The organism is Candidatus Njordibacter sp. Uisw_058, assembly GCF_047730065.1.
Lineage (GTDB): Bacteria > Pseudomonadota > Gammaproteobacteria > Pseudomonadales > Balneatricaceae > Njordibacter.
This window is the reverse complement of the sequence record NZ_CP159829.1, coordinates 2,279,613-2,300,730: the sequence shown is the minus strand read 5'-3', so window position 1 is coordinate 2,300,730 and position 21,118 is coordinate 2,279,613. Positions and strand designations below refer to the sequence as shown.

The 21,118-nt window shown below is 40.5% G+C and carries 13 protein-coding genes; 6 read left to right on the top strand and 7 right to left on the bottom strand.

Annotated elements, in window-relative coordinates; all coding sequences use genetic code 11:
- Window positions 1-999: 999 nt before the first annotated feature.
- The 5 genes from ABXT59_RS10725 to ABXT59_RS10705 all read left to right on the top strand — a co-directional run bounded on the left by ABXT59_RS10725 (window position 1,000) and on the right by ABXT59_RS10705 (window position 6,241).
- Complete coding sequence (locus tag ABXT59_RS10725; RefSeq protein ID WP_443636106.1) at window positions 1,000-2,667, top strand: DUF4214 domain-containing protein; 1,668 nt, start codon at window positions 1,000-1,002, stop codon at window positions 2,665-2,667.
- A 290-nt stretch (window positions 2,668-2,957) separates the two neighbouring features.
- On the top strand, window positions 2,958-4,064 hold the full coding sequence (locus tag ABXT59_RS10720; protein ID WP_443636105.1) for a DUF4214 domain-containing protein: 1,107 nt from the start codon (window positions 2,958-2,960) through the stop codon (window positions 4,062-4,064).
- Between the two features lie 320 nt (window positions 4,065-4,384).
- Entirely contained in the window at window positions 4,385-5,218 is an 834-nt protein-coding gene (locus tag ABXT59_RS10715; protein ID WP_443636104.1) for a tetratricopeptide repeat protein, read from the top strand.
- 402 nt (window positions 5,219-5,620) lie between these two features.
- Window positions 5,621-5,827 carry a hypothetical protein gene (locus ABXT59_RS10710; RefSeq protein WP_443636103.1) on the top strand — a complete coding sequence of 69 codons (207 nt, stop codon included), beginning with the start codon at window positions 5,621-5,623 and terminating at the stop codon, window positions 5,825-5,827.
- Between the two features lie 3 nt (window positions 5,828-5,830).
- On the top strand, window positions 5,831-6,241 hold the full coding sequence (locus ABXT59_RS10705; protein WP_443636102.1) for a hypothetical protein: 411 nt from the start codon (window positions 5,831-5,833) through the stop codon (window positions 6,239-6,241).
- Window positions 6,242-6,263: 22 nt separating this feature from the next.
- On the opposite strand, the gene ABXT59_RS10700 is transcribed toward ABXT59_RS10705, so the two are convergent.
- The 7 genes from ABXT59_RS10700 to ABXT59_RS10670 all read right to left on the bottom strand — a co-directional run bounded on the left by ABXT59_RS10700 (window position 6,264) and on the right by ABXT59_RS10670 (window position 20,504).
- Window positions 6,264-7,796: a hypothetical protein gene (locus tag ABXT59_RS10700; protein ID WP_443636101.1), complete on the bottom strand. Its 1,533-nt coding sequence runs from the start codon at window positions 7,794-7,796 to the stop codon at window positions 6,264-6,266.
- Between the two features lie 196 nt (window positions 7,797-7,992).
- Window positions 7,993-11,148: a Helicase associated domain protein gene (locus ABXT59_RS10695; RefSeq protein WP_443636100.1), complete on the bottom strand. Its 3,156-nt coding sequence runs from the start codon at window positions 11,146-11,148 to the stop codon at window positions 7,993-7,995.
- A gap of 2 nt (window positions 11,149-11,150) precedes the next feature.
- Complete coding sequence (locus ABXT59_RS10690) at window positions 11,151-11,969, bottom strand: LEM-3-like GIY-YIG domain-containing protein (protein WP_443636099.1); 819 nt, start codon at window positions 11,967-11,969, stop codon at window positions 11,151-11,153.
- Window positions 11,970-11,991: 22 nt separating this feature from the next.
- Window positions 11,992-14,910: a trypsin-like peptidase domain-containing protein gene (locus ABXT59_RS10685; RefSeq protein ID WP_443636098.1), complete on the bottom strand. Its 2,919-nt coding sequence runs from the start codon at window positions 14,908-14,910 to the stop codon at window positions 11,992-11,994.
- Between the two features lie 740 nt (window positions 14,911-15,650).
- A complete protein-coding gene (locus tag ABXT59_RS10680; RefSeq protein ID WP_443636097.1) occupies window positions 15,651-16,847 on the bottom strand; it encodes a DUF6538 domain-containing protein in 1,197 nt (398 codons plus the stop codon).
- Window positions 16,848-17,193: 346 nt separating this feature from the next.
- Complete coding sequence (locus tag ABXT59_RS10675; RefSeq protein ID WP_443636096.1) at window positions 17,194-17,616, bottom strand: hypothetical protein; 423 nt, start codon at window positions 17,614-17,616, stop codon at window positions 17,194-17,196.
- Between the two features lie 26 nt (window positions 17,617-17,642).
- Window positions 17,643-20,504: a tetratricopeptide repeat protein gene (locus tag ABXT59_RS10670; RefSeq protein WP_443636095.1), complete on the bottom strand. Its 2,862-nt coding sequence runs from the start codon at window positions 20,502-20,504 to the stop codon at window positions 17,643-17,645.
- Window positions 20,505-20,741: 237 nt separating this feature from the next.
- Between ABXT59_RS10670 and ABXT59_RS10665 the strand changes: the two genes are divergently transcribed.
- Window positions 20,742-21,038, top strand: coding sequence for a hypothetical protein (locus ABXT59_RS10665; protein ID WP_443636094.1), 297 nt, complete (start codon window positions 20,742-20,744; stop codon window positions 21,036-21,038).
- Window positions 21,039-21,118 lie beyond the last annotated feature (80 nt).

The following is a 21,118-nucleotide window of genomic DNA, read 5'->3' as shown; positions in this document are numbered from 1 at the left end:
GGTCTGAGGTAGACCATGGGTAGACCAACAAGGGCTAGTTAGTAGGCGCTAACTGGGATGATCACTAGAAATCGTGCCCGGAGACGGCCAATCTTACAGTTCCTTTCCTTTGAGTAGCACTAAACCCCTTTGTTCTGGAAGCCTTTGAACCATACTACTGGCTATCAGCTAGGTCAATCTTGTTTGAAACTACTGCAGAAACTACTACAGTTAAATATCCAGCGGTTAACCCTTCACATAAGGCCAAACACCAGCAACTTCTCACGTAAAAACCTCCACTGAACACCTCATATAAGGCCTCTAACAGAGCCTGTGGAGACACTTCAAATGACTAATGCTACCATTCAAAAGGTGTGTTATCTCACGCTGAATAGCATCTCAGGTAAGCACAGGCATACTTTAGGGGGGAGGCAGGGCCACCACCCATAGGGGCGTTATTATTCATAAGCAGTGTTCCAGATTAGGTGTCCAGCTGTAAACCACATTTACTATGTTCACCTCAGATGGGGTTACGTGGACAGCGGTATGGGGGGTTTGTTGTGTTGGGGAATATGGTGGGGTGTTGGAGGTGGATGGGTTAGGTGTTGGCGTTTTTGAGTTCTCAGCTTAGATAGGCAGATTAAGTCTTTTTAGGCGGGGGTGTTAGGAAACGTATTGGGAATTATGCCTAGATACATCTGTGGGTGGTTTGTTTATAGTTAGAGGAAATGGCAAATTATGTGGAGGCAGCAGATAATGGAGTTGATTGGCATAGCCATATTAGTCATAGTTGCTTTAATAGCAATGAGTTTAAATAAAGACAAAGAAGGGTCAGGAGACAGCTTCATAGATTCCTTTGGCCAGACTGTAACTCTTTTGTTTTTTGGGGGAGTTGTGTTAACAGCATTGTATCTGTTTATTTTCTCCTAACTTAAAAAAGGACCAAGGTTACAGTAAAACCAATATCTTAAATGTAGTGAATAGTGCATCGGACGCTAAAAATTTCAAAGGTAAAAGACAATGGGCTCAATTTTAAATCCTACGCCAGTAACTAATGGAGTTAGTTATAGCTTCGATGGCTCAGCATCAGATAATTATTACAGCTTTACTCTTCACAGTAATGGCAATTTACTTGTCTCTGGCTCAGACGGAAATAATAATTTTATTGAAGCAAATATCTATGATAGTAACCTTGCTTTTGTTAAAAGCCTTGTTATACAAGGAGGAAGTGAGTCTGAATTACTTTCAGCAGGAGATTATTTCTTTCAACCGATTGATTCATATGGTGGTAGCTTTTCCCTTTCATCTTTAGCTATGAATGGCACACCTGTTTTAGCTACAACATTAACCAATGGAACTAGTTATAGTTTTGATGGTTCAGCATCAGATAATTATTACAGCTTTACTCTTAATCGCAACAGCAATTTAATTGTTGCTGGCTCAGACGGAAATAATAATTATTTTCAAGCAAATATCTATGATAGCAACCTAGCTTTTGTTGAAGAGCTTGTTGTAATAGGAAGTGAGTCTGAATCACTTTCAGCAGGAAATTATTACATTCAGCCAGTTGATGCATATGGTGGTAACTTTTCCCTCTCATTTTTAGCTACTGCACCTATTTCAGCTACACCATTAACCAATGCAACTAGTTATAATTTTAGTAGTTTTTCATCAAATAATTATTACAGTTTCACGCTTCATAGTAATGGCAATGTGCTTTTAGCTGGCTCAGACGTAAATAATAATAGTAGTATTCGAGCAAATATCTATGATAGTAACCTCACTAAAATTAAAGACTTGTTTTTAGATGGAAGTTTGTCTCAATCACTTTCAGCAGGGAATTACTTCATTCAACCATATGATGAACTTGGCGGTAGCTTTTCTCTTTCATCCTTTGTTATGAATGGCACACCTATTTTAGCTACGCCACTAACTAATGGAACTAGTTATAGCTTCGATGGTTCAGCATCAGATAATTATTACAGCTTTACACTTCACAGTAAGAGCATAGTAAAAGTAGCTGGTTCCATGGGAAAAAGTTATGGTGATATTATTCGAGCAAATATCTTTGATAGCAACCTTGCTAAAGTTACAGGCGTTAGTGTGATGGGAAGTTCATCTGTATCACTTTCAGCAGGAGACTATTACATTCGACCATTTCCTTACATTTTACCATTTGGTGAACAAGGCGGTAGTTTTTCTGTCTCATCCTCAGTAATGAGCAGTGTCAATACTGCCAAACTGATTGATGCTGATGGCAACTTGTGGGACTCGATTATCAATGTAGGTGATGGCAGCTTCGTCTTACAAGCAGCCTCTCAAACTTACAGATCCTACTACGGTGCTTTAGGGCGTTTACCTGACGAAGGTGGCTATAATTGGTGGTTGGGTGAAATTGAGGCAGGTAGGCATACTCTGAACTCAATGGCTGCAGGGTTTATTGATTCTAGTGAATTTAAGGCACTTTCTGACTCTGATAATTCAGGCGTAATAAGTAATGAAGAGTTCATTCTTCATATGTATAACGGCGTATTTGGAAGAGATCCAGATGTGGGTGGCCTTGCTTGGTGGGTTGGTCAACTTGATACTGAAGCAAAGACTCAGCCTGATGCTTTCATCAGCATGACTCAGTCTAATGAATATGTTGAGCTGACAGTAGGTACTGTGGCAGATATGATGTTTTATTAGAGAAGTTGTTAATAATTACAACCCAAGTTGTGCTCATGAACACCCCTCAGAGCTAATATAGGTGGGGGTATAATGGGTTTTTATGGGTTACCTATTGCAAAGCCTTACGTTGGAGTTCTATTCATGTGCAGTTACACAGAACCATTTATAACTCTTTACTAATACTTATTATAAGCCTAGGCTAATAAATAACTAATAAATATAAATTTTTCTAAGCTTATATAAGTAGCAAGCTAACTAATGAATTTGTTGGTGTTCATAAATACTACCTGTAAAAAAAGGAGTTTATTATGGCTAATCTTTTTGCCAATTATGCATTCAACCAAGACAATCTTGATTTAAGCAGGTTCTATTACAACAGTTCGGCATTCCAGCTTTATGATAACTGGAACATTTCATATAACGGAGTTCAATATTCTGACGTATATGGCATTGAATGGAGTTTAAATGGTGGACAGTACACTAGCGCATTTGCAGGTTATGACTTAACTGCGAACTCAAATGAAGTTATTACTGGCGGCGTTGCTCAAGCTTATGTAGAGCTAGGCTGGACTGGATCTAGTTGGGTTGAGATGTATGGAGTTCAAGGTCTTTCAGTGGAAGCAATGTCTATCTATTATGGAGCTACAACTAGATTGACTAATGATGATTATTTACTCTTTCAGCAGTGGTTGTCTGGGGATGACACTTTTAATCTTAGCTCCAGTATTGATGTGGCTTATGGGTATGGTGGAAATGACACTATGACAGGGAATGGATCAGACGATACTTTATACGGTGGCAATGGGAATGATTCTTTAGATGGTGGCAGCGGAAACGATTCTTTAGATGGTGGAAGTGGAATTGATACTGCTCATTATAATGGTCAGCCCTCCAACTTTACTCTTGGCAAGGGCGGTAACTCCTACACACTAGCTGACACATTGGGAAACGAAGGTGAAGATACACTAGTTAATATTGAAAGATTGCATTTTAGCAATGGTGCTGATATTGCTATCGATACTGGAGTGGGAGAAATTGGTGGGAGCTGTTATCGTATTTATAAGGCGGCGTTTAATCGCACACCTGATAAAGGTGGTTTAGGCTATTGGATAGGACAGATGGATTTAGGTAAGACTTTGGTAGAGGTATCAGCGGGGTTTATTAACTCTGATGAATTTAGAGCCTCCTACGGCACCAATCCTACCAATGGCGAATTTCTCACTAAAGTTTATAACAACGTACTTGGTCGTGACCCTGATAGTGGTGGCTATGATTGGTGGGTGGATCAATTAACCAACAACCCAGAAAAAACTTGGGACAAGGTGATGGCAGACTTTTCTGAAGGCACAGAAAATGTAGAAAACACAGACTCCTTGATAAACAATGGTATTTCGTATGACCTTTGGATAGCCTGAAATTCATTAGGGTCTGTATGGAAGGTTATGTGAATCTCCAACCTTTGCTTAGAGAATGACTATTAGAGTTAGATATTCAGCGGTATTGGGGGTTTGGTTGGGTGGGAATATGGTGGGAGTACTGTAGGTGTCGGCATTTTAGGTTCATCACGTTAGGTAGGCAGATTAGGTTTTGGTGGGTATTAGGTGCTTGGGTGTTGGTATATTAGAAATTATGCCTAGATACTTGTGTGAGTTTGGAATGCAGTGTTGCGTAAATAACACGTCTTGATATACGATAATTGAATATTGACTAAAATATTAATTTTTGGAATCTAGCAATGTGTCAATTTAGATTAATCACACTCCTGTTATGGACAATATTTTCACCTCAACTACTAGCTCAACTTAATTTTGATTTAGCATTAGGATGTTTGGATGAGTGGGTAATAAACGGGAAAAAATATCAGACAAGCGATATTCTAGCAAGTAAAAAGCACAACAAAAAAAACATTAACTGGTGTGTTGATCAAGAGCGTGTAGATAATATAAATGAAATTTACATTAGGGTCGCCAATGGAGACATTGATGCAAAACGGGAATTGGCAGATGCGCACTCAAATGGCAGAGCTATTCCAAGAAATGAAAAAATTGAAATTGGCTTGTGGTTAGATATAGCTGAAAGCTACCCTGGAGAAAAGGAGTACCTTTTAGCTTCTAAGGTATATATGTGTGACTACGTGTTTATGCTTAGACAAAAAGGTGCAGATAATGCTAACGGTGATGAATGCTTCTACTGGGCTGAAGCTGCCGCCAAGCTTGGACATAAATTCAGTATGAATATGTTAGCCAACCATTACTTACTAGGCGTCGGCACCATGAAGAATTACAAGGAGTCATTTTACTGGTTTAATGAGGCTGCACTCGGAGGTGATACGTCCTCAATGTATAGCTTGATATTCTCCTATATCAGAGGAGAAGGAGTGCCCATTAATTATAGCGAAGCATACTCATGGGCCCTAGTGTTTGACTACCATGCGAAACAATATACTAGGGATATATATAAGGAGTCATATAACCAGATTATTGAAGGCCTAGAAGGCGTATTAAATAGTAACGACAAGATGAAGGCCCAGGAGCGATCAATAAAAATAAGTCAATTGATTGAAAAGTAGGTAAAATTCTGGATACAGTCTCTTTGATGCAGTAGTTGGAATCGTAATCGGGGAATCCTGTGCGAATAAATAACCGACCCAGCCTTGAAGCCTTCACCGCTTCTTTCCCCAAAGTATTTACTCATATACTTGCGTCATATTTTTTCATATCAACAGATTAGTTTAATTACCAAGCCAGAATAGAAAGCTGTTAGCTACGACGCATTTATCCATGAAGCTGAGTGTAAAATGAGAATTAACGACTACTCAAATATAACAGCTGATTAACTATTTTTGGATATTGAGTGTGTTGGTCTATTAGGAATTATGCCTATATTTTTGGGAGCGTTTGAATAGTAGCATGTTGAGTAGTTATCTTAACGCAGAGAATTTAAAAGACACTGACCAAAGGAAGTATTATAGATGTGGGAAATTTTTCTGTTGATTTTTATAGGTTTGACTGGCTGGTTTTGCCTATCATCATTAAATGATTTTAATAATGCGAATATTCACCCAGATCATAGAAAAACTCCCAAACGCAAAAGAAAGATTATTCATGATGCAACCATAGACTATTTGCAGATAAAAAATTTAATAGAAGCTCGTTTAAGCGGCCACCTATCAGATTAGCAAATGTTAAAACTACCTACTAAAACTGGATCTATTTTAATTTTGGCCCTCGTGGAAAGACAGTTGGTAAATGTATCTATTAGTCTTAACTTGACTTGGGCATCCTATTCAGTAGCAGCCAATTTAATCAAAAAGAATAGTTTGGCCACTGAACTGTTTTCAATTATTGAGGCACTTTATGAAGAGCTTCCTAGAGATTCAAAATTTGAAATGATGCCTTTGTTTTATAGTCCTGCTATGGATAGTGACGAATCTATTTATTTGTTTAGAACAGAATGTCGTAATGCTACTTCTTTAATTTTTGAAAAGTTCTTGGACAGAGATGGCTTAAGTGTTGAGACATTAAAACGGGAATTTTTATTAGCCCACAAATACCACTACCTTTTGCCACTACATGATAAGATTTGGATATAAAGTTTGAGGATGTTTTGGTTAGTTAGATTCTTTCTCCCCTCCACAACGCTTTTCTCTCAAGGTATCCATCACAGCGAATTGAGTTTGGGGTATCTGCATACATCTTAACCAACTCTGGACTAGTGCCTTCCACTTGTTCCCAAGCTTTGATCCAACCCATAGCACGGTATGTGGGTTCTATTCGTGCTTTGAACTTTGTAGAGGCAAAGTCTAGTTCAGCAGTAATCGCTTCACTCATCACTTCATGTAGTTCTTTTTGGTATTCAATATCTAATATATAGCTGTCATGAACTGAAAGAACTGGAACACCTTTTTTAGTGAAATGATTAATTACCTTAGCGGTAATGCGACCATCCATAGCCATCAACTTAACACCCATGTCGTTACATAGGTAATGCGCAATAGGCTGGTTGTTAGCGCAGAAAGCATCCAAAAATTTAGTCAACTGTACATTTTTCAAACGCTTCTCAGCAGTGCCTTCTTCTTGATCTTGCCTAAACGCTTGGAATGCTGATGTACGATCTTTGGCGTTAATCGCCGTAAGGACTAATCCCTTAATAATGGCTTTTTGTTCTTCTTGAGTGAAGTTTGACTTTAGATTCAAAACATAAGGGTATTTAGGTGGTTGCAGTCCTTCAAGCCCATAGAGCAAAGTCACATGTAAGCCAGAGAAATCTTGCTCATCAGTCGGTTTGTCATTGATGAAGATGTGCTTACGCCAATCGGAGCCAACCATTTGCCACCAACCACCATGAAAGCGTCCTCCTAAGGCCCAGTCTTCACGATAGAATATCCGCTTTACAAAGCTGTTTAAAGGACTAATTTCTACTAATTTATAAGAGTACCTTTTTAGTATCTTGTCCTTATATCTTTGCTTAACAACAGGCTTTTCAATGGTGACAATATCAATAAAAGATTCTTCAAGAAGTTTATTGTACGCCTTTAAATCAATACGCCATTGGTGGATAGCCTCTGGAGCATCCTTATCTTCATACTCCACATACTTATGTTTCTTAGACGAATCATCCTCAATTTCAAAGTTGTTTCTACCAAGGCAAATAACTTCCATATCTGGATGACGGTATATATCTTCAATACCAAGATCAGCTTCAATGAACTTATCAATAAGGTAGGCAGTAGGCCAAAATCGGGTAACCTTTCCAGAACCTTCAGTGCCATAGTGATAGTCAATTAAACCAACACCAACAGCGAGGTGAACAATGTTTACGAGTTCAAAAGAAATATGAAGTTCATTGTAACGAGACTTAGCTTTGTAGTCAGACTTAGATAAACCGATACCAACGAGTAGAGTAGGATCTGAAAGCCAAGCTAAATAAAGATCCAGCAACAACACTTTTAATTGTTTCTTTGGCTTAGACTTAGGACGGTTACTAGCTTTAGGACTGACAGGATAACTACTTGAAAAGAACTCATCCCAAATCAGATCAATGAAAACATTGACATGCTTATAGTCAGACCACTTGTGAACATCTAAAGGTCTTGAATGTTCTAGTTCTTCAGGTAATTTAGGCTTATGGTTAGGATCTAACTTCAATACATTCATCCCTAGAGTATTTATTATAATAGTTATAAAGTAATCTAACTTCAGGTACTCTTCTTTGGGTAGCCTACTTTAATATAATTCTCTTAGTACTCATTACCATGCTCTTCCATTACCAGTACTTATTGAGAGTTTAGCTGTAAAGAGTGATGTAGTGTCTGTTAACAACTTCACTCTTTTACTTCTTCTATCAGACCTTCCAAACAAACCCTAAATCATTTAAAAGTTTGAATCTTTCAGGTAATAATTTATCTTTTTGACTTCGTTGTTTTGATACCCACTCCCCCAAGTTATAACCAGCGTATTGAGTTCTTTTTCTCACGAGGCAGTTACCATACTCTTCCTCATAAGCAATCAGGCTTCTAAACCCTTTTTGCCATTGATATTCAATAACGTCCCACACAAACCCCAATTCATTAAGCTGACTAATTTGCTCAGATTTTAAATTTCCATATCTCCTTCGAAGAGTTGATGCCCAAGAGCCCAATGGATAGCCACAATATTGAGCTCTTACATCTACCAAACAATTACCATGCTCTTTATTGTAGGAAGTAAGGTGTTTAAAACCTTCTTGCCATTTGTAGTCGGCAGAATCCCAGATAAATCCTAAATCATTCAGGCGTTCAGACTTATCAGGTTGTAGTTTATCGTTATTTTTTAATTTTCTCTGATCAGCAACCCATTGCCCCAAGTTAAAACCAAAGTATTGGGTTATTTTTCCTACAAGACAATCACCAAACTCTTCCTTATACGCAGTGAGGTTTATAATCCCTCGTTCCCATTGGTACTCAATAACATCCCAAACAAACCCAAGATTATTAAGTCGACTCCATCTCTCAGGTGCAAGTGTTTTCTCTTTAGTTCGCTGATTTCTTACCCAAGAACCCAACGCAAATCCACAATATTGACACTTTTGTTCTACCAAACAATCACCAAATTCTTCTTTATAAGAAACAAGATGCTGAAATCCTTGTTCCCATCCATAAACACGTGGATCCCACGCAACACCCAGATCGTTAAGGCGTTTAAACTGATCTTTTGTTAATTTGTCTTGGTTTTTTCGCTGCGTAGCCAACCATGTGCCTAGATTAGAACCTAGTTGTGTTTTGTATCTATTGGAGCCCGATTTTGTAATGTAGCTGTTTGGTACCAGCACATCACCAAACTCGATTTTATAGGCAACAAGGTCTCTATATCCCTCTTCCCATTGGTTATTTAAGGTATCCCAAACAAATCCAAGATCATTAAGTTGGCTCCATCTATCAGGAGCAAGTGTTTTCTCGTTAGTTCGCTGAGTTGATACCCAGCTTCCCAAGTTATAATCGTTATATTGGTCAATACTTCTGACTAAACAATTCCCAAACTTTTCTTTGTAATTCTCTAACAAACCAAACCAAAACTCCCACGATGCGGTTGTTGATTCTATTAGCCTTGTGTTGAGGGCCTTTTCAAAATCAGCTGTGATGGTTGTTGGCTTATCAAAAATGATCTTATCTGATCGTCCAACAGTGCCTCTTCTCCCTATACCATGGCGGAACTTGTCAAGCTGTTCACCCAATTCCCCATCATGTGAACGCAGTGCATTGACAACCGCCCAGACCTTTTTAAAGGGTGAAGAGTTAAGTATTTCATCAGGATCATCATGGTCTTCAATAAAGACAGGAATGATAATAGATCCTATCGATTTGCCCTTTGATAACCTTATTGCTCTACCTACTGCCTGAACAATATCTATCTCAGAGTTCTTAGGGTCAATAAACGCAACACCGTCGAGAGCAGGAACGTCTACGCCTTCTGATAAACAACGAGCATTAGAAAGGACATAACGCTGATCAGATTCAATCTCTCCCAGAGCACGAAGGTTTCTGCTTCTTTTATTGGTAGGCATAACGCCTGATACATAGCCAGTTAATAGCTCTCCATCAGGCCTAGATTTATCTGGCATCCAATCAATAACTTCAGGTAGTTTATTGGCAAAGTCTTTTGCAGCACTAACCCTCGAGTGGAAGCTAATTACTCGTTTGAGGTCATAGCTCTTCATAGCCTTAGCTAAGCCGATGTGACTGGCAAACGATTGAGCGTCTGACTGAATATCATTATCTGTTTGAACGAGTCTGCGCTCAGTAATCATTTCAGAGTAGCGTGGGTTATCAATACCAACGATCACTACCTGATAATCAGTCAACAAGTCCTGTTCAATAGCTTCACCAAACGATAACTTATGAAGCACTGCGCCAAATGCCTCATGATCATCCATTGAAACAATATCAACACCTGAGTCAGAAGCTTTCTTTAAAAAATGAGCTTGGAAGATTCTTGGAGTTGCTGTCATGAATAATCGTTTTGCAGCAGGTATTTGATCGTTATCAAGGACAGTTGAGTAAGCTGAACCAACTTTACCTGCACAACGATGTGCTTCATCTGCAATAACTAGGTCTAATGGCTTTAGGTGCATAGCTTTAAAAGCTTCAGCAATCTTTGGTGAAGACTGGTAAGTAGAGAATATAATCTTTCTGCCAGAGGATTTAAGAAACTTCGCTATCGCATCTGTGTCGGTTGTAGAGGGGAAGCTTAGTTCAGAGGTTGATAAGGCAATCGTATCCTCAGACTTTGCTACCGTATCGTCAGAACAGACGGGAAGGTAACTAAATTGTTCTTTGCTGTGGGTTAACCACTCAGCCAGTGTCTTAGATAAAAGCAGGAGAGAGGGTAGTAAGACAAGAACTGTCTCTGATTTAAGTGCTTCAGCAATCCAAAGGGCTGTTAATGTTTTACCTGTGCCACAGGCCATAATCAACTGGCCACGATCATCTAGATTTTGTGTGACTTTATCTATGGCTATCTGCTGGTATGGTTTAGGTATGTACGCCTTCTTTACGCCACCTGTTGATAGCACATCAAGGCTCTTTGGCCAAACGATAGGAGCCTCTAACAGGTCACTAAGCATCAACTGATTGACTGGTATTGTTTCGTGTTGTCGCTTAATAACACCCTTCGCATTGCGGCCTATTCCATCTGTTGTGGCAATCAAAAGGCGATGATGGATCCTAGTGTTCGTAGACTCGTTAAGAAAGGAGTCTATGTCTGTTTTGGTCACACTATTCTTAGGGCTATAGCACTTAGCTTGAATGGCCCAGTTGTTTCCATCAACATCCTCAGCTATGAGATCAATACCGCAGTCTATGCCCCAACATTCAGGCCAGTCATTCCATAGCCATACTTGTTTGAGCTTTGATTTATACATGGGATGGTTTTCTAGTATCCACTTGCATAGCTTCTCAAACTGATCACCACGTGCTTTGTTATCAGTTGAGAAGGTGTCTATTAGTTCTAAGAATGGATGCATAGCTATATTAAGAGTTCTTCAATAGATATATTAAAACTTTCCTCTAAAAAAGATACAGTGATAGGCTGATTATCTAGAGAAGCTCGGCAACTTTGTGATGAGAACAGCCCACTGCGAGGCATCCACTTAGCGTCAGCTGCTCTAACTGATACAAACCACTCAACTAAAGCTACATACTCAGATTGGTTATCATCATTACTATCAAGAATTAAATTTGGTTGCTCTAAATTGCAATCTGACAATGGTTGATTGTTCAGTATTACGTCACGAACTGGCCTTGCTCTGTCTATAATCTGCCCAATTCCTACATACCCATTGCCTCTTAGATAAGCAGCAATTATATCCCCTTCTTCAAACCTAACTATCTCGTCACGAAAATGTGGACTATGGCCAGCAGAAATGAACCCATAATTTCTGTAATCATTCCAACACCTATATTCACATTCACCAACATTGTAGTAGTAAAAACCATTTTGATAATCAAAACTATTAAGCCGCTTATGTAGTGTATTGTCTGGCCTAAAGTTAGCTGCATAATGACCAGTAGCAATATTTGTTAGTTGCTTTCCTAGTTGCCAAAGCAATGTCTTTTCAACTAACAGAGCCTCAGCGTCAGTTAGACCCCGAGCTATAACCCGAACTATAGCTTCTAAACCTTCTCTTTGAATGGCCCTGATCTGCCTAGTCTTAGAGGAATTAGGTTCTTCACGAAGGTTGGTTTCTAAAATATGGGCATTCATTCTAGATCCAGTTCCTTTGCCAATATAAAACTCTTGGTGGTTTCTTGGGTCTATATATACATAAACATAACAGTCTGGCAAAGTGGATCTCCTGTAGTACTGACTAGTCCAACTCTGAAAACAACACCTTCTTACTTCTGACTTTTTCAATCTGTGCCATCGTCATCCAACAGCTGATGTAATAGGTGCCATCGGTTATCATCTTACCCAACTGAGATTTGCTGATTGGACTTTTATTTGCTGCAGGAGTATTGACGCTGCTGCTATCTAAGACACTTTTGACAACACTAGCTTTGATACCAAAGTTCGTATTCTCTGGAATGCTTCCAGTGTCCTTTAACATTTGCATTGCATCCAGTTTAGCCACTGCTACACCCACAACATTTCCCATATCATCAAGGATTGGGCCACCACTATTTCCACTCTGTAATGCCGCATCTATTTGCATATTTGAAAAATCATTACCAATACCAGTAAGAGAGCTGATGATACCTTTGGTTACTTTGACTGACGAACTGACTTTGTAACCGAATGGATACCCTGCAACATAAATATCTTGGAGTATTTCTGGACGTTTAGAGCTAAGCGAGAACACTGCTAAGGGTTTGAAGTTGCCTTTTAAAAGGGCCAAGTCATTCTTGGGATCATTGGAAATAACCCTCATCCTAACGTCTTTTTCTGGTGTGTGAATAAAAACGTCCTGACAGCCGTCTATAACATGGCTGTTAGTCATCACATATCCAGCGGAGGACACAGCAAATCCAGATCCAGAGGACGCAGGAATAGCCTGATCGTTTTGGGTAGGTGCTTTTACAACAGGTACTGGTTTAGTAGGCGTTTTCGCATATTCAAATTCACCATCCTTCCAAGTTCCGTCTCTTACTGTACCATCAGCAAAGGTGTAAGTACCTTGTCCATGCCTCTTGCCATCCCTCCACCCACCGACATATTTATCTCCACTTGCAAAGGTATAGGTGCCTTTAGTTCTTTTATCATCTTTGAACTCACCAACGTATTTATTGCCATTTACAAAGGTAACAATGGCTTGTCCATTGAGTTTGCCATCCTTCCAAGTTCCTTTATCTACTCGGCCACTTTTATAGGTATAGGTGCCTTGTCCATAAAAACTACTATCTTTGAACCCGCCACTGTATTTGTCACCACTTGCGAAGGTGAGAATGCCTTGTCCAGTATTTTTATTATCTTTGAATTGACCGACATAGATGTTTCCACTTTTCCAAGTGAAAATGCCTTGTCCAGTTTTTTGGTTATCCTTCCATTCACCAACATACTTGTTGCCATTGTCATATGTATAGTTACCAAAGCACTTGTGCCAACGAACATTTTTACCACTGGGGCAGTCTGGTAAGTTAGACACTGCATTAGGTTCAGCAGAAGCGGTCTTTAAACCTTGGAGTTTGCCATCCTCCCAGATACCCTCTTTTACCGTCCCATCAGCGTAGGTGTATTTGCCTTTTCCATTCCGTTTGTCATTCTTCCAGCCCCCCACATATTTATCCCCTGCCCATTTTGTTTTTGGGCCATAGGTGAAGGTGCCTTGTCCATTCCATTTGTTGTCCTTATATTCACCTTCATAAATGGATCCACTTACAGATGTGTAGACGCCTTGACCAGTCCGCTTATCGTTTTTCCAATCACCAACATATGAGGATCCAGATGCAAATGTCATAGTGCCTTGGCCATTCTTTTTATTCTCTTTCCATTCACCAGCGTATTTGCTGCCATCTGCCCATATTTTAGTGCCAAAGCAGCTATGCCAAACATTCTTAGGACAATCAGGTAAGTTAGTCGCTCCTGCAACTTGGGATGAGTTAATTGATCCAATTCCGCAAGTAAGGCCTCTTTTTTTGGCCTCAACTACATACTTAGAATATAGTAATCTTTCTTCCCATTTGAATATGTTTTTAGATTTAAAAGTTCCTTGGCTACATAAAAAACTATCATCACAAGTTCCGATATTGTCTGTGCAAGTTGGAGGACTCTCAGGCGTGAAGCTAGTAACTTCAGCCACACCGCAGGAAAGGCCTCTTTTCTTGGCTTCTAAAACATACTCATAAACATCAACACTAAAGTTCCATTGTGGTATGTTTTGAAATCTCACGGTTCCTTGACTGCATAAAAAATTATTGCTGCACTGGCTGACATTATTTAAACAACTGGCCACGCTTGACACTTTCTGATACTGGAACACATCATTCTTCCAAATACCCTCTTTTACTGTGCCATCAGGATACGTTACGGTAGCTTGCCCATTGAGTTCGCTATCCTTCCAAGTCCCTTCTTCTACCTTTCCACCTAGATGGGTATATTTTCCCTGCCCATTATAGTTATCATGTTTAAAGTCACCAATGTATTGGTCTCCACCTGAAAAAGTGTAAGTACCTTGCCCGTGCCGTGCCATGTTAAGCCACTCACCAACATATTTATCTCCTGCCCACTTTGTTTCTTGGCCCCATATACGTGTGCCAAAGCACAATTTCCATGAACGCCAATCCGTGTCACTGGGACAATCTGGAAGGCTAGAGTCAACTCCAGTTCGGGTAGCTATTTTTGCCACAGGGGCTGGTTTAGTAGGTTTATTCGCATATTGAAACTTACTATCCTTCCAAATGCCTTCTTCTACTCTGCCATTTTGGTAGGTGTAGGTGCCTTGCCCATTCCTGTTACCATTTGAATGGAGCATACCGACGTACTTATCTCCATTTTCATAGAATACTGTAACCTCTCCTGACATACGTCCGTTAAGACTATTTCCAACAACAGGTCTCTCAACCCATTTTCCAGATTTTTTAAACCTCCAAACTTTTATGCCTATTCCGTGCGCTTTCCCATTTAAACAATCACCAGACCAAGTAACAGTTTCCCCCACACTTGGGTCGGGATTCCACACGAGACAATTTGGTTTTTCTGTTTGAAACCACTCACCCTGTGCAAAGATTTCTCCAGCATTTCCAAGAAGAAGGGTTAAGGTCAAGCAATATTTGATTATCTGAATTTTCATACTGCAACATTACCAGAGATAGCGTGAAATCGCATATCCTTGTTAAAATCAAATGTTTGGTAGGGGTCGCTGAGTATGGTTTTAAAGTGAATCACCCCCACTATCAACTCATATTCCCCAACACAACAACCCACCCATATCTCTGAATACGTAACCCCATCTGAGGTGAACATAGTAAATGTGGTTTACAGCTGGACACCTAATCTGGAACACTGCTTATGAATAATAACGCCCCTATGGGTGGTGGCCCTGCCTCCCCCCTAAAGTATGCCTGTGCTTACCTGAGATGCTATTCAGCGTGAGATAACACACCTTTTGAATGGTAGCATTAGTCATTTGAAGTGTCTCCACAGGCTCTGTTAGAGGCCTTATATGAGGTGTTCAGTGGAGGTTTTTACGTGAGAAGTTGCTGGTGTTTGGCCTTATGTGAAGGGTTAACCGCTGGATATTTAACTGTAGTAGTTTCTGCAGTAGTTTCAAACAAGATTGACCTAGCTGATAGCCAGTAGTATGGTTCAAAGGCTTCCAGAACAAAGGGGTTTAGTGCTACTCAAAGGAAAGGAACTGTAAGATTGGCTGTCTCCGGGCACCACGATTACGTTACATTCCCACTTATAAATGCACACTCGTTCGGACTTCGTCCTCACTCAAACATGAGTGTACCCCTACTTCTGTAAGCGTTTCACTGGCTTTGCTCCTTGTGGCTGATCATGTCACCCAAGGTGCTACACGGGAGATGTTTACGATGGTGTTGTCATCTTGTTCATCCACTCTCCTAGGATCTCAACGGAGTAGCCAGTTCCGTACCTACTTCCAACTGATCCTGCAGACCATCCACCAATCTGATCAATTACCTCAGTTGGGCAATGAATAGCTCTTAGTCTGTCTCTCATAGAATGCCTGAACGAATGGACTGATACGTTAGCGGACACGACCGATTTGATCCACTTGTTAGCTGCTGCAGAGGCTGAATTAGCGTTACATGTGTCTGTCTTCATGTACTTAGGGAACAAGAACTTCGTATCGGTTGCGTACTTTGCACGTTGTGCAGCCCATAACGCGACTCCATGCAGTGGCACTATCCGTTCGCTACCAGTATTCTTCAAACGTCTGTGTTCGTTTGGGGTGATAATAACGTGTGAAACAGGGTGGTCTAAGTTCACGTCCTCCATTAACAAACCTGCAGCTTCAGACAGTCTTAGACCTGTGTCGCTTATGATACCGACTAGCCATCTAATTTCATCATCTAAAGACCTGCAACCATTTTGAATGGTCACTATGTCCTTAGTTGACACTGGCAATCGTTTAGAGGCAGACCCGATTTCAGGAAGAAAGATATTTGAAAAGGGGTTCTTGATGTCTAGGCCATGCTCACTGATTGTTAGGTTAACTATAGCCTTAATACTCGACAGCACCCGTCTGAGAGAGCTAGTCACCATGCCTTTTGCTATCAGCCAGTCTCGAAACTTACCTGCGTCTATTGTTGTGTAGGAGGTGAGAGGTTTGTTACCAACGACTTCGATAAGGTAGTCAACATTTCTAGTTGCACCTGTGGTAAATGCGTGGGGCTTTTTACCTGCTTTCAAATGTAAGTAGATTTGCAGTGCATCAGCCATTGAGGGTGAATTGTCTCTACCAACAACCGACTGGTTAATGTCTGCATTTGCTATGCTGTTTACACGTAAACTAAACCAATCTGCATCAAGCTTTGTGGCTATCGAGGCAGCACCTCGTTGAGCAAGTGAAGGTGATCTAGTGCGTAGACTGAACGCAACTTTCTTATTCGGATAGTGGTGTCTCAAATCCACAGGAACATCCCGCTGGAAGTAAAACACACCCTCTCTTTGGTACAAATATCTTGTTGAAAACAACTGCAGTTTCGACAACACCATCGTAAACATCTCCCGTGTAGCACCTTGGGTGACATGATCAGCCACAAGGAGCAAAGCCAGTGAAACGCTTACAGAAGTAGGGGTACACTCATGTTTGAGTGAGGACGAAGTCCGAACGAGTGTGCATTTATAAGTGGGAATGTAACGTAATCGTGGTGCCCGGAGACGGAATCGAACCGCCGACACGAGGATTTTCAATAAATCACGCCACCATAAATTGATAACTATCAAAAAGTTAAAGTTAATTTATCAATGTATGCTATAGCTTGATTAGAATTATGCGAGTGCAACCAGTTATTGTAGAACACATGGGAGATTGCCAAACTGTGCATCGACTAAACTTCCGTTCTCAAAATCCAATACTCTATCGAACCACATGTGTAAGCCAACATCAGCAAATTATTGCTTGCAGTATCTCCAACGCATCTTCGCAGTGGCTCTCACTTAGATTGCGGAATTTAGTCGATTTATCTTTATTGCCTCTCTTGCAAAAACGCTCAGCTTTGTTGTCGTTAAAAGTGGCTTCTTTCAACTTATCTTCGTAGCGCTTCAAGTCGTCCGGTTTGTCTTTTAGTTCCTCTCGTAGTTCAAGCTGTTCTTTCCACTCTATATCGACTTGTGCGTACTCATCTTCACTAAGCCAAGTCTGAAGCTGACGATTTTGCACGTTTTCTCTGCGTCTAAGTTCATCAAGCATCCCATTAAGCTTCGCCAACCTATTTTGTTCAGTTTTGGAGAGTTCACTTAGCTTGCGAGTTTTAGCTTTTTTACTTTTGAGTAAGTCTCGCAACTTAGTTTTTGGCTTCTGTTTCATGTGACGTTGGCAATGGTTGATTATACTTAAGGCTTCTGGCAGTAAAATTGGTACATGTTTGTAAAGGCGTGGGGATTACTTTCCTCGAACTCATGCCACAACACCAAGTCACGGATATCGGATGCTTCGCCATGAAACTCTCTAAATCGGGAGTCTATACCTTGAACCTCAAATCCGCAGAACTTGAGTCCTAGTTCATCGAGAGAGTTTTTAATCTGTGGGAGGGTAAAACGATGCTCTTGCACGTGAAAGATTAAGTCTATCATCCCGCTGAGATGAAAAAAATTATCCGTCGTAGTTAATAGCTGATGGTTCTCGTCATGCGATTCTACTAGTGATTGCCTGAATTTTCTAATGTCAGCTTCAGATGTCCCTAATCTCAGTGCTGTGATTTCCTTTCGAACCTCTGCAATAAAGTGTCGAGCCAATTCACTATACAAACCTATCCTCATCAAACCACCGGGCTTTAATAAATTCACGAGAACTCTCCATCCAGCCATCGGTTCATCCATATGATGAAGAACACCCACACATTCAATGATGTCGAATTCCTTACCCATTTGATGGAGATGTAAAATATCTGCTTGCAAATAATCTATATTGTTCAAACGTAACTCATTAGATTTCCTCTGTGCATAAGCAAGGCTTGCAAGACTTATATCCACAGCAGTGACATGACAATTAGAAAAGTGGAAAGCAGTTTGTATCGATTGCTGCCCCGTGCCGCAACCAGCAATAAGTATAGCCGGAGCAGTGACGTTTTTAATATTTTCGGAATAGAGCTGAAGCTTTAACTCATCACAAACTGCAACTATTGGTTTTGCCTTTATCGAAACTCCTAGTTTCACCCATCGTGGATAAGGATTCTCTTCATACTGCTCCCTAACTTTAAGCGACACATCGTCTGATATTTCTTCCAACACAGGAATGTCTTTCGCTATCATTTTCTCGAGAAGCGGTTCCTCTATCAGCCTCCTCTTCACCTCTTCTAAATTATCAAAACATTCTAGCTTTTGACACCAATCATATTGGTGTAACGAACGATAAGACGCTAAACACAAAATCTTTATGGCTTCTGGCTGCTCTGATTGCGCCAGGGTTTGTGAAATCTCAGCTTGTAGTTCGCCAATCAAATGAGTCTCTTCGTCACTTTCAATGTAAACATATTCATTAGTGAAACAATGCATAGAAAGCGTCGATAAAAAATAGATGAGTTCAGGAGATACCTCCATCTTATCCAGATGTTTGAGAAGCAAACTTCGCATCGCAACAAAGAGTTCCTCAAGCTGAAGCTCAGGAAGTGGACATACACGCATCAGATGATGAAGAAGCGGAAGTTTATCCAGACTTCCAATTATGGAAGTTGCCTCGTTAAGACTCAAAGCAGAATTTTTCTTAAGCAGTAAATCCTTGATTTGAGTATCATGCTTTAAGAGACTTAAAATACTTCTAGCCACATCTGAAGGACGCGTAAAATTTCCAGCAGTTAACAGTTGGGTTAATGGAGTATAGAGCGTGGGGTTTGATGAACTGAATTTTACGTTTTTAAGAGCGATACCGAGATTTACATAGGCTTCGGCATAGTCAGGCTTCAACGCTATCGCTTGTGTATAGCTTGCTAGAGCTTCGTCTAATCTTCCTAGTTCTTTAAGAGTGTTACCCAAGTTGCTGTGGGCTTCGGCTAAGTCAGGTTTCAACGCAATCGCTTGTGTAAAGCTTGCTTCAGCCTCATTTAATCTACCAAGTTCTTCTAGCGTGATACCCAAGTTGCTGTGGGCTTCGGCATAGTCAGGCTTCAACACTATCACTTGTGTATAGCTTGCTTCAGCTTCATCTAATCTGCCCAGTTCTTGGAGCGTGTTACCCAAGTTGTAGTGGGCTTCAGCATAGTCAGACTTCACCGCTACCGCTGCTCTATAGCTTGCTTCAGTCTCTTCTAATCTGCCCAGCTTTTGGAGCGTGTTACCTAAGTTGCTGTGGGCTTCGGCAAAGTCAGGTTTCAACGCTATCGCTTGTGTATAGCTTGCTTCAGCCTCATCTAATCTTCCCAGCTCGTTGAGCGTGTTACCCAGGTTGTAGTGGGCTTCGGCATAGTCAGGTTTCAACGCTATTGCTTGCGTATAGCTTGCTAGAGCTTCGTCTAATCTTCCTAGTTCTTGTAGCATGACACCCAAGTTGTAGTGGGCTTCGCCATAGTCAGGGTTCAACGCTATCGCTTGTGTATAGCTTGCTAGAGCTTCGTCTAATCTTCCAAGTTCTTGGAGCGTGACGCCCAAGTTGCTGTGGGCTTCGGCATCTTGAGGAGATAATGCGACTGATGTTCGGTTAGCATTTTTGGCTTCAACAGTTCTACCTGACTGCCCAAATATTGCACCCAGTACTTTCCAAGCAAATTGATCCTGAGGAAATTGTTGAGTGATTTCTACAGCAAGCTTTTCTGCTTCACTGAAGCGTCCGTTTTGATAATATTCTAAGAGACTATTTAATTGTTGTTGAGATGGGCTTGCAGAATTAACATTTTGAATTTGAGTTTCAGAAGATAATTCTGTCTCCAAGGCATTTAATTTCTCTCTAGCTACACCCTGTTGTTTTGCCTGTTCGAGAATTTGTCTGGCATTCTCAAACTGTTTTTCTTTGATAAGGGCTTCAATGTAGCTCAACCAAAACTGCTCTATCTTTGGATTGGCTTCGAGAGCAGTTTTAAATAACAGCAATGCCACATCAGGTTTGTTCACTGATACTGCTATTAACCCTAAGTTATGGTTAGCGTCTGGATGCAAAGGTTGTGATTGTAATATAGCGCGATAAAGACGCTCAGCATCTTGAAGCTTTCCCTCTTTATGTGCAGCAACACCCTGCTGTAGCGCTTGTTCAATTGTTAGTTCCATTAAATTCTCTTAAACTCCACTTAATACATCCTATAAGTGCCTGCTTTAATTTCTGCTCATAATTGTTTCTTGTCCTGAGCAGCTAATACTTTTGGTCTCATCTTCTGAGTAACCACTGTTGCATCGCTTACAACCTCAAACTATTCCCCTTATTTGAATTTATAATAACAGTACTTCGTTCAAAATTTGCTAATATGCTAAAATATAATGGATTTTAGTTATCAAAAGGAAATCAACATGGCATCACATGGCGGCATGAGAGAAGGTTCAGGTAGGCCAGCAGGGGCTGGAAATAAGGCTACCTCAGAGCTTAAGTTGAACCTGTCAGAGTTGGCTCGAGAATACACCAATGATGCCTTAGATGCGCTTGTAGAAGTGATGCAATCAAGCCAGAGCGATTCAGCTCGAATTGCAGCCGCTACAGCAATACTTGATCGGGGTTATGGTAGGCCAACAAAAATCACTTCGCTTGAGGTTAATGCACCTTTAATGCCTACGAAAATCCGACTAGTGGCTTACACAGGTGTGGATTAAATGATTTTATTGAGTTCATCGTTTTCAATCATATTACCCTTAACAGTTCATATAGCCAAACACTAGGCCACAGCTAGACA

Coding starts and splice junctions, on each gene's coding strand:
- ABXT59_RS10665 (WP_443636094.1), top strand. CDS start 20,742: ATGGCATCACATGGCGGCATGAGAGAAGGTTCAGGTAGGCCAGCAGGG.
- ABXT59_RS10675 (WP_443636096.1), bottom strand. CDS start 17,616: ATGAAACAGAAGCCAAAAACTAAGTTGCGAGACTTACTCAAAAGTAAA.
- ABXT59_RS10725 (WP_443636106.1), top strand. CDS start 1,000: ATGGGCTCAATTTTAAATCCTACGCCAGTAACTAATGGAGTTAGTTAT.
- ABXT59_RS10710 (WP_443636103.1), top strand. CDS start 5,621: ATGTGGGAAATTTTTCTGTTGATTTTTATAGGTTTGACTGGCTGGTTT.
- ABXT59_RS10695 (WP_443636100.1), bottom strand. CDS start 11,148: ATGCATCCATTCTTAGAACTAATAGACACCTTCTCAACTGATAACAAA.
- ABXT59_RS10705 (WP_443636102.1), top strand. CDS start 5,831: ATGTTAAAACTACCTACTAAAACTGGATCTATTTTAATTTTGGCCCTC.
- ABXT59_RS10715 (WP_443636104.1), top strand. CDS start 4,385: ATGTGTCAATTTAGATTAATCACACTCCTGTTATGGACAATATTTTCA.
- ABXT59_RS10720 (WP_443636105.1), top strand. CDS start 2,958: ATGGCTAATCTTTTTGCCAATTATGCATTCAACCAAGACAATCTTGAT.
- ABXT59_RS10670 (WP_443636095.1), bottom strand. CDS start 20,504: ATGGAACTAACAATTGAACAAGCGCTACAGCAGGGTGTTGCTGCACAT.
- ABXT59_RS10685 (WP_443636098.1), bottom strand. CDS start 14,910: ATGAAAATTCAGATAATCAAATATTGCTTGACCTTAACCCTTCTTCTT.